Origin of the sequence: Cohnella abietis, assembly GCF_004295585.1 — a bacterium.
Classification (GTDB): Bacteria; Bacillota; Bacilli; order Paenibacillales; family Paenibacillaceae; genus Cohnella; species Cohnella abietis.
In genome coordinates this window covers 1,880,715-1,894,347 of record NZ_AP019400.1, presented here as the reverse complement: position 1 = coordinate 1,894,347, position 13,633 = coordinate 1,880,715, and the positions used below count along the sequence as shown (strand labels likewise).

The 13,633-nt window shown below is 45.8% G+C and carries 9 protein-coding genes and 1 riboswitch; of the genes, 5 read left to right on the top strand and 4 right to left on the bottom strand.

Annotated elements, in window-relative coordinates; translation table 11 throughout:
* Window positions 1–60: 60 nt before the first annotated feature.
* From KCTCHS21_RS07795 to KCTCHS21_RS07785, 3 genes are all read left to right on the top strand, one after another.
* Window positions 61–1,104 (top strand): ribonucleotide-diphosphate reductase subunit beta, encoded by a 1,044-nt coding sequence (locus tag KCTCHS21_RS07795; protein ID WP_130606525.1) that lies wholly within the window; start codon window positions 61–63, stop codon window positions 1,102–1,104.
* Window positions 1,105–1,269: 165 nt separating this feature from the next.
* Window positions 1,270–1,400, top strand: a riboswitch (cobalamin riboswitch).
* A gap of 238 nt (window positions 1,401–1,638) precedes the next feature.
* Window positions 1,639–3,948 (top strand): 5-methyltetrahydropteroyltriglutamate--homocysteine S-methyltransferase, encoded by a 2,310-nt coding sequence (metE, locus tag KCTCHS21_RS07790; protein WP_331872315.1) that lies wholly within the window; start codon window positions 1,639–1,641, stop codon window positions 3,946–3,948.
* Window positions 3,949–4,904: 956 nt separating this feature from the next.
* A complete protein-coding gene (locus KCTCHS21_RS07785; protein ID WP_130606524.1) occupies window positions 4,905–5,102 on the top strand; it encodes a hypothetical protein in 198 nt (65 codons plus the stop codon).
* 13 nt (window positions 5,103–5,115) lie between these two features.
* Here KCTCHS21_RS07785 and KCTCHS21_RS07780 read toward each other — a convergent pair whose 3' ends face one another.
* From KCTCHS21_RS07780 to pxpB, 3 genes are all read right to left on the bottom strand, one after another.
* A complete protein-coding gene (locus tag KCTCHS21_RS07780; protein WP_130606522.1) occupies window positions 5,116–7,236 on the bottom strand; it encodes a putative bifunctional diguanylate cyclase/phosphodiesterase in 2,121 nt (706 codons plus the stop codon).
* A gap of 127 nt (window positions 7,237–7,363) precedes the next feature.
* The gene (locus KCTCHS21_RS07775; protein ID WP_130606520.1) at window positions 7,364–8,092 is read right to left on the bottom strand and encodes a LamB/YcsF family protein; all 729 of its coding nucleotides are present in this window, start codon (window positions 8,090–8,092) and stop codon (window positions 7,364–7,366) included.
* A gap of 18 nt (window positions 8,093–8,110) precedes the next feature.
* The gene (pxpB, locus tag KCTCHS21_RS07770) at window positions 8,111–9,868 is read right to left on the bottom strand and encodes a 5-oxoprolinase subunit PxpB (protein WP_130606518.1); all 1,758 of its coding nucleotides are present in this window, start codon (window positions 9,866–9,868) and stop codon (window positions 8,111–8,113) included.
* Between the two features lie 90 nt (window positions 9,869–9,958).
* Here pxpB and KCTCHS21_RS07765 point away from each other — a divergent pair, with 90 nt between their 5' ends.
* Window positions 9,959–10,288 carry a hypothetical protein gene (locus KCTCHS21_RS07765; RefSeq protein WP_130606516.1) on the top strand — a complete coding sequence of 110 codons (330 nt, stop codon included), beginning with the start codon at window positions 9,959–9,961 and terminating at the stop codon, window positions 10,286–10,288.
* Window positions 10,289–10,389: 101 nt separating this feature from the next.
* Window positions 10,390–12,891: an MMPL family transporter gene (locus KCTCHS21_RS07760; RefSeq protein WP_162309294.1), complete on the top strand. Its 2,502-nt coding sequence runs from the start codon at window positions 10,390–10,392 to the stop codon at window positions 12,889–12,891.
* On the opposite strand, the gene KCTCHS21_RS07755 is transcribed toward KCTCHS21_RS07760, so the two are convergent.
* Window positions 12,888–13,508 carry a hypothetical protein gene (locus KCTCHS21_RS07755; protein WP_130606512.1) on the bottom strand — a complete coding sequence of 207 codons (621 nt, stop codon included), beginning with the start codon at window positions 13,506–13,508 and terminating at the stop codon, window positions 12,888–12,890. The two genes, KCTCHS21_RS07760 and KCTCHS21_RS07755, sit on opposite strands and share 4 nt — an antisense overlap.
* Window positions 13,509–13,633 lie beyond the last annotated feature (125 nt).

The window sequence follows — 13,633 nt, the reverse complement described above, 5'->3', positions numbered from 1 at the left end:
CATCGGAGAAAATGAATTTGCGCAATGCGCTGCTTGATATGAACAGGAGGAACTAGGGAAATGGATGAGCAATTGCAACGGAAAAAGCTGTTTAACGAGCATGGTGATCAGGACTGGGGAAAACGCCGGATTATTGGAGGAAACACCACTAACCTGATTGAGCTCAACAACGTGAAATATGAATGGGCTACGAAAATGTACCGTACGATGATGAACAATTTCTGGATACCCGAGGAAATTCCTCTTGCTCAAGACGCAAAGGATTATAAGCTGTTATCCGAAGCGGAACGCAAAAGCTACGACCGTATCATCAGTTTCCTTATTTTTCTTGATTCGCTTCAAACAGCGAACTTACCAAACGTAAATGAGTATGTCACCGCTCCTGAAGTAAATCTATGCCTTACGGTTCAGACCTTTCAGGAGGCCGTTCATAGTCAGAGCTACAGCTATATTCTAGATAGCGTCTGCTCAGCGGAAGCGCGTGATGAAATTTATAATCTATGGCGTAATGATGAGAGGCTACTAGCTCGTAATAGGTTCATTACCGATCTATATGAGAATTTCATTGCCGACTCCTCCCACCGCAATCTGCTCAAAACCATTATGGCCAACTACATTCTAGAAGGCATTTATTTCTATAGCGGCTTTAGCTTCTTCTACGCTTTAGGCCGACAAGGCAAGATGCTCGGAACCGTGTCAGAAATCAAATACATCCAGCGCGATGAATTGACACACTTGGCGTTGTTCCAAAATATTTTCCGGGAAATCCGTAAGGAAAATCCAGAATTGTTCACTGCCGAGTTCATTGAGGAACTGCGTCAAATGATGAAAACAGCTGTAGAAACAGAAATCTCTTGGGGCCAATCCATTACGAACAACGAAATCCCCGGTCTAACAGCTGATATCATTGATAGCTACATCAAATATTTGTCCAATGAGCGTCTTAAAATGCTTGGTTTAGAAATTCTATATCCGGAAATTACGGAGCATCCTATGCGTTGGGTAGAGAGCTTTAGTAATATGAATGGTATGAAAACAGATTTCTTCGAGCAAAAGGTTACGAACTACAGTAAATCATCCAACTTAAATTGGGGCGACCTGTAGAACAAAAGATTACCAACCCTCCGAGCGTTTATTCTTTAGCTCTGAGGGTTTTTTAATAATTTGAATTTTTATTCACAAAAATGTATAGATATTAGACGAAAAATCCTGTATAGTTAATGTAACAACCTCATACGTAGAAACAACGGCGTCGCAGTTTGCTTAGTAGCAATAGCTCAAGCAAGCGGTGTGCGACTTAATAGGGAAGTCGGTGCAATTCCGACGCGGTCCCGCCACTGTATCGAATGATTAGCTAATCATTCGTAGCCAGAGATACCTGCCATTGTTTTGGAAAGCCAAGGAACCTACGGTAGATAGGGATGATCCGGCGCATGTAATGCATTATGCACAAGCATGTTTGCCTTTTTTATCTATCCATAAAAAAGGGGAAACATGCTTTTTTGATTATTCAGATCCAAAGTTACACCATGTTCGTTCTGAATAACCTGCGACATAAACGTTCATCCTCCATCCCCCGGGCGGCGAGAGCCGCTTATTCTAAGCGTTTGGCAAAAAGGTTGAAAAAAATTGAAGGATGTGGACACTGCAATGGCAATAATCTCGACAGCAGGTGTAGGCTACCCACGTATCGGCGAAAACCGTGAATGGAAAAAGCTACTTGAGGAATTCTGGGGCGGTAAGCGTGACGAAGAAAGCTTTCAAAAAGAAATTCGGGAATTACGTATCCGTAGATTACTCAGACAGAAAAAATCTGGCGTTGCATGGGTACCATCCGGTGATTTCACATTGTACGATTCCGTACTCGACCACGTTGCTGCCTTTGATTTAATTCCTGACAGATTCCGTCATTTGGGTGCCAACGATTCATTGGCTGTTTATTTTGCAATGGCTCGTGGCATCGAGGGTGCACCAGCATGCGAAATGACAAAATGGTTTGATACAAACTATCATTACCTTGTGCCTGAGCTTGCTGGACAACCAAAGCCAAAGCTTGTATTCAATCCTTGGTTGGATGCTTTTACAGAAGCAAAACGCGAAGCTGGATTACTCACTCGTCCCGTACTTATCGGGCCTTACACTTTAGTTCGATTGGCTAAAGGCGTGTCTTCCGAGAATTTTGCGGAGCTCGTTCGTTCGTTTATCCCTGCTTACAATACTGTGCTTGAGGAATTGGCTAAAGCAGGAGCTGGCTGGGTTCAGATTGATGAGCCTTCGCTCGTTACCGATGTTCCTGAAGAGCATTTGGCGTTGCTCACTGAGATCTACGGCGCTCTGAAATCCTCTAATCCAAAGCTGCTTATTCACCTGCAAACGTATTTTGGAGCGGTTGAGCATCCTGAAGCTGTCTTCTCCCTTCCAGTCGATGGAATTGGACTAGACTTTGTTCGGGGCAAAATTGATAACTTAGATGCTATCAAGAAATTCGGTTGGACTAAAGGCAAGAAGCTCGGAGCCGGCGTTGTTAACGGACGCAGCATCTGGCGCGTTGATCCAGATCAAGCTCTCGGCCTGCTTGAAGAATTAGCTTCTCTTATTCCAGCAGAACAGCTGATCATTCAGCCTTCATCCAGCTTGCTACACTCCCCAGTATCGGTGAATGTAGAAGTTAGCGGCGATGCAGTTGTACGTGGTGCTTTGGCATTCGCTGACCAGAAGCTGGAAGAAGTTGTAGCACTAAGCGAAGCGTTGGAAGCTCGCTTGAATGGTGGAGCAGCTACAGCATTGCCTGCTCGCCTAGAAGAAAACCGTATCGCATTAGCAGCGCTTCGTAGTCATCCTGCTCGTCATCGTGCAGCAGCTCAAGGCTCAAGCGAAGAAAGCATCGCTGAACGCTCTCCTTTCGCGGAACGTCATGCATTGCAGCTTTCACGTTTCAAGCTTCCTCTTCTCCCTACAACGACGATTGGAAGTCTTCCACAAACAGCGGACATTCGTAAAGCACGGCTGGAATGGCGTCGCGGCAAGCTGAGCGATGATGCTTACCGTCAATTGCTCCAAGAACGTACCGAGCTGTGGATACGTCGTCAAGAGGAATACGGTATTGATGTCCTTGTTCATGGTGAGTTTGAGCGTACGGACATGGTTGAGCATTTTGCCCACTTGCTGGATGGCTATCACTTCACGACTAACGGCTGGGTTCAATCCTACGGCTCACGTTGCGTTAAGCCTCCTGTTATTTACGGAGACGTTATGGACCGCGGTGCAATGACTCTCGAAGACACACTGTACGCTCAATCCTTAACTGATCGCCCAGTTAAAGGTATGCTTACTGGTCCAATTACTATGCTTGCATGGTCATTCTACCGCGACGATATTTCCCCTAAGGAAATCGCAGATCAAATCGCTCGCGCGCTTGATGCGGAAGTATTGCGTTTAGAGGCTGCTGGCATTGGTATGATCCAGGTTGATGAGCCTGCACTTCGTGAAATTGCACCTCTTAAGCACCGGGAATGGCCAGAGTACTTAGAGTGGTCGGTTAACGCCTTCCGCCGTAGTGTTGCAGGTGTTCGTGACGAAACTCAAATTCATACGCACATGTGCTATTGCGACTACCATGAGATCATTGGTGCTGTAGAAGCAATGGATGCTGACGTTATCTCTCTTGAAACTTCAAGAAGCCATGGCTCCTTAATCCATGCTCTTGAGCATCAACCGTATGCTAACGGTATTGGTCTTGGGGTTTACGACATTCACAGCCCTGTTGTACCAGAAACAGAAACAATGCTTGCTGTTATCCGCGATTCTCTCGCAGTAGTACCGGCTGACCGCTTGTGGGTTAACCCTGACTGCGGTCTGAAAACTCGCGGTGAGCCAGAAACAATCGAAGCTCTGAAACGTATGGCTGAAGCCGCGGTTCTAGCTCGTGCGGAGCTAGCGAACGCTTAAGCTTTATTATGTGAAAAGGCAGAATCCAACTATGCTTGCGTAGTTGGATTCTGCCTTTTTGCTATGTCGTTGTTGCGGCTGGAGCGGCGGCTCGTATGGAGTGATGGCTGTAAGCCGCTTTGCTCAGAATCCGAGTCTCGGCGAGCTTTAAGCCGCTCACACCGGACTATTTGCTCAAAATCCGAGGTTCGGCGAGCTTTAAGCCGCTCACAGCGGACTATTTACTCAGAATCCGAGGTTCGGCGAGCTTTAAGCCGCTCACAGCCGACTATTTGCTCAGAATCCGAGTCTCGGCGAGCTTTAAGCCGCTCACAGCGGACTATTTACTCAGAATCCGAGGTTCGGCGAGCTTTAAGCCGCTCACAACGGTCTATTTTCCCTAAAACCGAGTCTCGGCGAGCTTTAAGCCGCTCACAGCGGACTATTTACTCAGAATCCGAGTCTCGGCGAGCTTTAAGCCGCTCACAGCGGACTATTTGCTCAGAATCCGAGTCTCGGCGAGCTTTAAGCCGCTCACAGCGGACTATTTGCTCAGAATCCGAGTCTCGACGAGCTTTAAGCCGCTCACAGCGGACTATTTGCTCAGAATCCGAGTCTCGGCGAGCTTTAAGCCGCTCACAGCCGACTATTTGCTCAGAATCCGAGGTTTGGCGAGCTTTAAGCCGCTCACAGCGGACTATTTACTCTAAAACCTAGCTTCGGTGGACTGCAAGCCGCTCACAACGGTCTATTTACTCTAAAACCTAGCTTCGGTGGACTGCAAGCCGCTCACAGCGGGATATTTGCTATAAAACCACGGTTCGGGAGACTGCAAGCCGTTGACAGCGGACTAATTGGCGGAGATACTCGAATTTGTCTTACAACAGGGTTCCGCTTATTGCTCATTTGGTGGAGATACTCGAATTTGTCTTACAACTGGGTTCTGCTTATTGCTCATTTGGTGGAGATACTCGAATTTGTCTTACAACTGGGTTCTGCTTATTGCTCATTTGGTGGAGATGCTCGAATTTGTCTTACAACTGGTTCTGCTTATTGCTCATTTGGTGGAGATACTCGAATTTGTCGCACAACAGGGTTCCACTTATAGCTCATTTGGTGGAGATACTCGAATTTATCTTACAACTCCATCAGCAGCTACGCCGGCCGGATACTGAGTAGTCTAACAAACTAAAAGCTAACTGCACTCTTTTTCTTATCTTTATCCAATTCGAACAAAGGGATGAATTTCTCAGGGGACACAGGGCGGGAGAAGAAATATCCCTGCGCTTCCTGACACTTGAGCTCCTTAAGGAAGGCTACTTGGCCAGCGCTCTCTACTCCCTCAGCCGTTACGGTCAGATTCAGGTTACGTGCCATAGCCGATATGCCGGATACGATAGCCGCATCATTACGATCGGTCAATACATCATTAACGAATGAACGGTCAATCTTGAGCTTGTCGATCGGGAATCTTTTTAAGTAATATAGGGAGCTATAGCCTGTGCCGAAGTCATCAATACTAATTCGAACGCCTAGCTTCTTAAGCCTCTCAAGCATCTCTGTAGCGAATGTAACATCAGCCATAATACTCTCCGTAATTTCGAGCTCCAGCCACTGTGGAGCCAGCCCCGTCTCCAGCAGCACCTTCTCAATGCGCTCGCATAGATCATGCTGACGGAATTGCCGAATCGAGAGATTAACGGACATAATAATCGGAGAATAGCCTTTGTTCTGCCAATCCTTCATTTGGAGACACGCTTGACGAAGAACCCATTCCCCAAGGGGCAAAATAAAGCCATTTTCCTCACATAGAGGGATGAATTCAGACGGAGGAATTTCTCCCTTCTGAGGGTGGCTCCACCTAAGCAGTGCCTCTGCTCCGACCAAATACTCATGCTCCAGATCAACCAATGGCTGATAGGCCAGATGAAACTGTCCCAGCTCAAGCGCGATGCGCAAATCGTTTTCCAAAAGCAGCTTTTCTTTGGCCTTGAAATTCATTTGAACGGCGTATCTTTTCCAGCTGTTTCCCGATTCTTTGGCACTATACATAGCTGTATCGGCATTCTGGAGCAAGATGTCCAGTGAATTTCCATCGTCAGGAAATAACACCATACCAACGCTGCTAGTAATATGGAATCCAGAGGGACCAATTTTAATCGGATGCTCGAATGCATCTACTAGCCGTTGGGCTGCCTCTTCGGCTTCCTTCACCCCGCCAATATCACTTATAAGTATAGTAAATTCGTCTCCACCTAAGCGAAACACATTTTCTGGCTTAGTAGAAAATTTGCTCAATCGTTGGGCAATGGCAATTAGCAGACGATCACCAAACGAATGCCCCATAGAATCATTAATCGTCTTGAATCTATCTACGTCCAGCCATAAAAGCGCGAAACGACTCCCTTTATGCTCTGCTCGCGTCATTTCGGCCTTAACCCGCTCCGCAAACAAACGTCGATTAGGCAACGACGTCAGCTCATCGTGGTAGGCCAAATAATTAATTCGGGCTTCTGTTTTCTTATGCCGTTTGTATGGTTCTTCTATGAGTACAAAATAAATACCCTTCAACAGGAAATAATAACCTACTAGCTTAAAGCCGTCCGCGAACAGACTTTGAAGGGAATCCGTACCGGTCCCAAAGGACTCCTCGGCTCTGGCGAAATAGAGCCAAACAAGTGCTTGTACGATAGTCAGCATGGATTCGGGTCTTTCAATACGATTGCGATAAAGGATGATGCATATAGCTGCACCATAGAGGAGAAGGGTAGACCATTGTTGAATAGGGGCTAATCTGTCTATTATCGATTTATCCCAATGGTCTGCTGTGAAAACAAAATAAGCCACCATTGTGACAACGAAAATAACAGGAATAATCGCATAAAGACGTGCTTGAGGCTTAACAAGCCGATTTACTGATGAAAAGACTAGTAATAGACCGATCGCACCTAACCATTGTGATATCCAGTTGAGAAGAATGCTCGGAGTATCTCCTACATTTGGATCATATAATGGCATGCCCGGAGCGCTGATCGTATGCAATAAGCTCAACAATCCAATTCCCGTAAACAAAGCGGCAGTCATGAGACGTTGCCTGCATAAAGTACGAACGAATATCATCCAACCTAATATTAATATGGCAAAACAGATTGCAAAGGCCAACGACTCGAGAATCGTATGTGCAGCTTGACGGCTTATATGAACAAATATCTGTTCAAACCAATCGTTTCCCCAATGAATTCCACTAAATACCAATGTAGCAGCGATAACCATCCACATGGTTTTCACTTCGGTGCGATTAATCGACATTACTACGCCTCCGACGATATACCTATTCTAGGTAGAAAGACTCTATGATCCTCTCTATATTTTCCACATGAATAGTCAGTTTCCTGCTGCATTGTTTATTAATCGACAAGTTTTCGACAAAATTCGTCTAGACTTTAACCAAAGGTTGTATGTTAATACCATATTTTTTCATTCTTTCGACAATTTGTTGGGCGTGCTCTCGTGCCTTCGGTGTATCCCCATGAAAACATAAGGTTTCAAACTTACCTGCTGACGCAAGAGAAATCGCCTGATTAACTACATTTTCCGTTTCGACGATTACAGCATCCGGTTGACTTCGTGGCATTAAGCTACCATCCGGTAAATAAACACGGTCCGCAAAGCCTTCTGATATAAAACGAATCCCTTTAACTTTAGCAGCTACTTCCAATTGACTACCATGTGGTCCATAGAGCAGTAAAGTGGGATCCAGCTGAGAAATGCATTTGACTATGGCATTGGCTAATCGCTCATCCTTAGCAGCCATATGATACAAGGCTCCATGCAATTTAACATGCTGGAGGCTTCCACCTGCTGCTTTCACATAGGCTTGAAGCGCTCCCACTTGATAAAGCACGAAATCTGCAGCTTCCTCAGGTGTAACACTCATTTCCCTGCGTCCGAACCCTAACCGATCAGGTAGCCCAGGATGCGCTCCAATTGCTACTCCTAGCTTCAAGCAGCTTTCCACAGCTTTACGCATCGTATGGGGATCCCCTGCATGAAAACCGCAAGCGATATTAGCGGAAGACACATAGTTCAATATAATATCGTCTGATCCCCATTCATAAACATCGTACCCTTCACCCAAGTCCGCGTTCAAATCTATAGCTGTCATCTCTCTCAAACCCCTTAATTATATGTGTTGTTGGGCCAACAACCCTGCCTTCATAACCGCAAGCTCTCGCTCACGTTTCCTTAGCTCTTGTTCAGCTGTTTGACTATCAGTAAGTTCAAACTTGATCCAATCACCAGGCAGGGTTTGCGCAAGAAGTCTTAAGTCTACGCTAATAACATGGGCCATTTTGGGATAGCCTCCGGTTGGCTGACAGGCAACACCAAGAATAATCGGCTGCCCGCTTGGCGGAACCTGAATTGTCCCTGGAACTACTCCGTGTGATTCAAGCTCCTCGTGATTTTTCCTTTGCAAAGCTTCTCCAGCTATTCGAACCCCCATACGATCAGAGGAAGGCTCCACTCGAAACGGCTTACGGAATAAAACTTGTTGTGACTCCAAAGAAAAATCTTCCCATTCAGCTCCTAAAAGAACTCTTAAAGTGATTGTACGCGCACGAAGAGACGGACTTTTTATGTATGTGTCTCCTTCATGCCATCCAATTGTATTCACGCTCCAGCCTGTTGAGCTCCAACAAGCATCGCTTGCCTCTGCCTTCTCTTGTAATAACGTTTGAAGCTTGAACGCCCGTTTGGAAGGATATAAGGAGCCTAGTGTATCTCCCTCCTGCAGCCCCCTGCCGAAGCCCCCACCCATCTGCGCTCTGGAATCCGTACTGCGACTCCCTAACAAATAAGGCACGTCAATCCCGCCCGCTATCGCTAGGTAACTTCTGCACCCCGATATAGCTCCCTTAAAAAATAAAGTTGCACCTTTACTCACAAACACAGGTCTATTCATCGGTATTCGTTCGCCATTCACGGAAGCCCCGAGATCCGCACCGCAAAGAGAAATAAGACTATTACGTTCGAAAAGATAACTGCCTCCACTCAAGGTCATTTCCAGAACGGCTTCATCTTCGTTATTACCAATCAGTAGGTTAGCCGCCCTCATGGCGACATCATCCATAGCGCCTCCTACCGATACTCCGAAGGCTTGCCATCCCCTTCTGCCACGATCTTGAACCGTCGTTAGCAATCCCGGTTTCAATACAGTAATTACAGGGGTAGTTGGAAAATCTTTTATAGTTGCCTGCTTGTTTGGCTGAGCATCCTCATGCGCTTCAACAGGAACAAATCTCACGATATCCCCCGGAGATAGAAGAAAAGGCGCCGTCTCAGTCGGTTCAAACAATGCTCTTGCCGTCCTACCGATGATCTGCCAGCCTCCCGGGGACGTAACTGAATAAACCCCTGTCTGCTTACCCGCGATGCCTACAGACCCTGCTAGCACCTTCAGGCGGGGGCTTCCATGACGTGGCTGCGCTAAAGCTTCATCCAAACCGCTTAAGTAGGGAAAGCCCGGTGCAAATCCTAGCATAGCGACGATATACGCTTCCTTTGAATGCCGCTCTACGAATTGTTCTATAGATATCCCGCTTCTCCTAGCACAATCTGCAAGATCAGGCCCCTGTTTTCCGCCGTAGACGACCGGGAGCTCTATTTGCCGTGGTGGAGGAAGCTGTTGCACCTCTATTAAATCTAATGCATATAGCAGCTCTTCAGCCGCTTGCTCTGGTGAAATTGTCAAATGCCTTATATAAAAAGCGATCGTTCGGTAGGCCGGTACTATCTCTTGCAGCCATGCCAAACCAAGCTGTCCGATAGCCTGTGCTATGGCTGCTAAAGTTGCAGCACTAGTAACTGGCTCATTCCAGCGAAGCAAAAATGCATGGTCCCCTAGCGGAAGAACAGAATTAGAAATCTTATGTTTGTGCATAAGCTGTCCTCCCTTGTACAATATCTATTTGCAACCCTTTCGAGTATAACGGTACAATTGTAATATCGGTAGGAAGGGATTGGTTCACAAGTGGAAACATTCGAATTATCAGAGCTGGTCATTTCACAAGGATCAGAAGTTTGGAATCTCAGCTTCTCTAGCGCTAAATTGATGATTGTTTCAGAATATGGCTCACGACTTTGGTTTATTGATGTAGAAGGACTAAGCGATGAAGCGCTTCTAAATAAGTTCGCGGAATCAGATGAAATAGGCGTATCTGTACAAACAGCAACAATTGAGGGACGTAAAATGGACGGGAGAGCTTTTTTCCATCCAAATCCACAGCATCACGCCGCTGCTATCCGGGGAGACGGTCCATTGCAAGGATACGAGCAGCCACTTAATAGCGGGAAACGTTAGTAGATAGCCTTTAATCACAATATGTGACTTATCGCCCTCCACAATAAGTCATTATTGTGGTTGAACTATTTTTTATTGAAATGGACAGTCGGAGGTACAACATGGATCGATGGATAGCTCGGTTATCCAAGCTACGGTGGGCTATTCTCGCATGCTGGATTGCAGTTGCTGCCCTCTCCTTTTTTGCGTTGCCTGATTTACAAAGTATTGTTCGGAAAACAGAACAGAAATTTTTGCCAGCTAATGCTGAATCTGTGAAAGCCACACATCTGTTACAAAATATTCATTCTTCAGCTCAGTCTCTCACTGAAGCTATTATTTTGCTTACCCGTAATGAAGGCTTACTGGAGTCCGACAAAGTCTGGATGAGCGATCTGCTTGAGCAATTAGATTCCCGCAAAGCTGAGCTTAATATTACAAGTGTACTTTCCACCCAAACACATCCAGAGCTAGCCCAACGGCTACTAAGTAAAGATGGCTCTTCGTTGCTGGCAATCATCAATTTACCTAAACCCGACTTTAATGATGAAACAAAAATAACATTAAATCTAATGCAACAAATGCTTGATAGCGCCCCTAGCGGAACATTCGCAACATTAACAGGGAATGCGCCTCTTTCGCAGGCTTTTCAGCAATCCTCCGAATCCGGCTTACATCGAACTGAAATACTGACAATCGGCTTAGTTCTCATTATTTTACTATTCGTATTTCGTTCACCAATTACGCCGATTATTCCTCTGCTTACTATAGGAATCAGTCTAATTATTTCGCGAGCCTTAATTGGATTAGCTACACATTTCGGCATGCCTGTCAGTCATTTCACCGAATCGTTCCTCATTGCCGTCTTATTCGGAGCAGGCACCGACTATTGTATTCTCATGATTCAGAGATATCGAGAGGAGCTTCTCTCCGGCGGCGACGCCAATCCAGTTGCAGCTATATCCCGAATGATGTATGGAGTAGGAAAAACAATTATTTCCTCCGCGAGTACAATTTTGGTCGCTTTTCTTCTTATCGGATTCGCTGAGTTTGGCTTGTACCAATCTGCTGTAGGTGTCGCCATCGGCATTATAGTGACAGTAACCGTAGCAATGACACTCGTCCCTGTCCTGCTGCTCCTTTTCGGAAAATCCATCTCTTGGTCTATTAACCTGAAGAAGTCGCCTACAAATAGAGAGTCGCGGCTTTGGAGCTTTTTCGCCTCCTTGGCTGCTAAACGTTCCGTTATCGTTCTGTTTACCGCCGTTATATTCCTATCACCGCTGACATTACTGTTCGATGGGAAACGTACATTCGATGATATTTCCGAAATTAATCCGGACATAGACGCCGTTATCGGTCTTCGGCAGGTTGAGAAGGCATACAGCTCTGGGGAAGTGTTCCCAGCAACTATGGTTATTACCTCCACGAGCTCCATGCGTACCACCTCAGGACTTGCAGCGCTTGAGCAAGCAAGCTCGGATCTTACGACAATAGATGGAGTAGAAAGTGTTCGAAGTGCCGTTCGTCCGCTTGGGCATAAGCCAGAGAGTCTAACGGTTTCTGGTCAGCTTAATAAATTAAATGTCGATTCAATCATAAAATCCGTTATGAAAGATCAGCAGGCATTAGTAGAAGGACTGCAAGAATTAGCACTCGGAGCGGTTCCTTTAAGCCAGGGTTTACTCGGTGTTTTACCAGCTATTAGTAAAATGCAAAAAGGGTTAGTAAGGCTCATTGAATCCCAGCTTGGTGGGCTTAAACGCGCTACCCCTCCACCTGCGAAAACAGAGGAACAATTAGCCGCTCAGCGAGCCGCAGCCAAGTCTCACGAACAAGCGCTGAACTACTATATCTCGCAAGATGGATTAACGACTAAAATCGAGCTTATTTTATCAGCAAACCCTTATTCCAAAAATGCTTTGGACACTATACCTGCCATTACGCAGAAGCTACGTGAAAGTCTGAGTTCGACGGCGCTTGTTAACCCTGAAATATTCGTTACCGGAATCTCGGCAAAATACAACGAGTTGCGTAGCATATCGTATCGTGATTTCCTTCGTACTGGAATCTTAATGCTCGTTGGAATTACACTCGTTCTTATGCTTTTACTACGTTCTATTATTGCGCCTTTGTATGTCATGCTGTCGCTAGGCTTTAACTATTTGATTACGATGGGTATCATGGAGTTGTTGTTCGTGAAGGTGTTGGGACTAGAAGGACTTTCATGGACGGTATCTTTCTTTATATTCCTTATTACCGTGGCTCTGGGAGTCGATTATAGCATCTTCTTAATGGCTCGTTTCAAAGAAGAATATCAAGCTGGGGGAGCATCGCTGGCTATGAATAGAGCTATGAAATCAACTGGCGGTGTCATTGGCTCAGCAGCTATTATTATGGCAGCATCCTTTGGCGCGCTCAGTTTATCAGGTATTAATACATTGGTACAGATTGGAGTAGGTGCCTTCATCGGGTTACTTCTCTACGCGACTCTGTTCATGACTTTAATTGTGCCTGCGTTCGCTTTCTTGCTTGGAGAAAATAATTGGTGGCCTAGTAAAAAGATGTTTAGCAAGAAGACGGCTAGTGAGCAGAAGCTTAGTAAGCCTATTAACAGAGACTAACTCATACTAAAGCTAAAGGTGCTTAATGCGATTCTTCCCTCGAGAAAACGGATAAACGCATCAAGCTCCAGCTGCTGCAGATGCTCAAGTAACGTTCGGGTTTCCTCTCCCCCTATACGGTTTTCTTGAATAGCAATCGCGTTATTAAACAAATAGGGATTCCAGCTTCCTTGTGAGGCAATCTGATGAAATACCTCAGCCATCGGCACCCGAGGAATGAATTGCTTACTCAAGAAATCAGTCGCTCTAGACTGTAGGGTGTGGAATGCCGGATGATGCCCAGCGCGATGGAACCAATATTGAGCATTATCAAAATCTCCCTCTCGTCTATGCATCATGCCATGTAAAGCCGCTCCAGTCGGAGTCTCCAGATGCTCAACTAGCTTATGTGCAGCATCAAGACTGTCATTCCATAGATAAAGTGCAGCCTTCCAGGCTTGGGCAGACAAAACACCGTCTGGATACCCCTGAGCTAGCTGAGCCTCCGATATTGCCGCAATTTCTTCATCTAACGCTGGAAGCCATGAGTGCTCCGGCGTTAGTGGAGAAGGGATTTTGCGACTTCTAATACTGGAAATCAAGTTTTGTAATCGTTCAGCTCGCCTGAACTCTTCCATCACATCACCCTCCTTTTATTCCATCTTTTGACAAGACAATAGCCTAAAGAATGAAATTTGTCGAGTAATAATTGATTTTGGAGTGTTTATTGGGCATAAAGTGAGCATTTGGAGCAGAAAGGCAC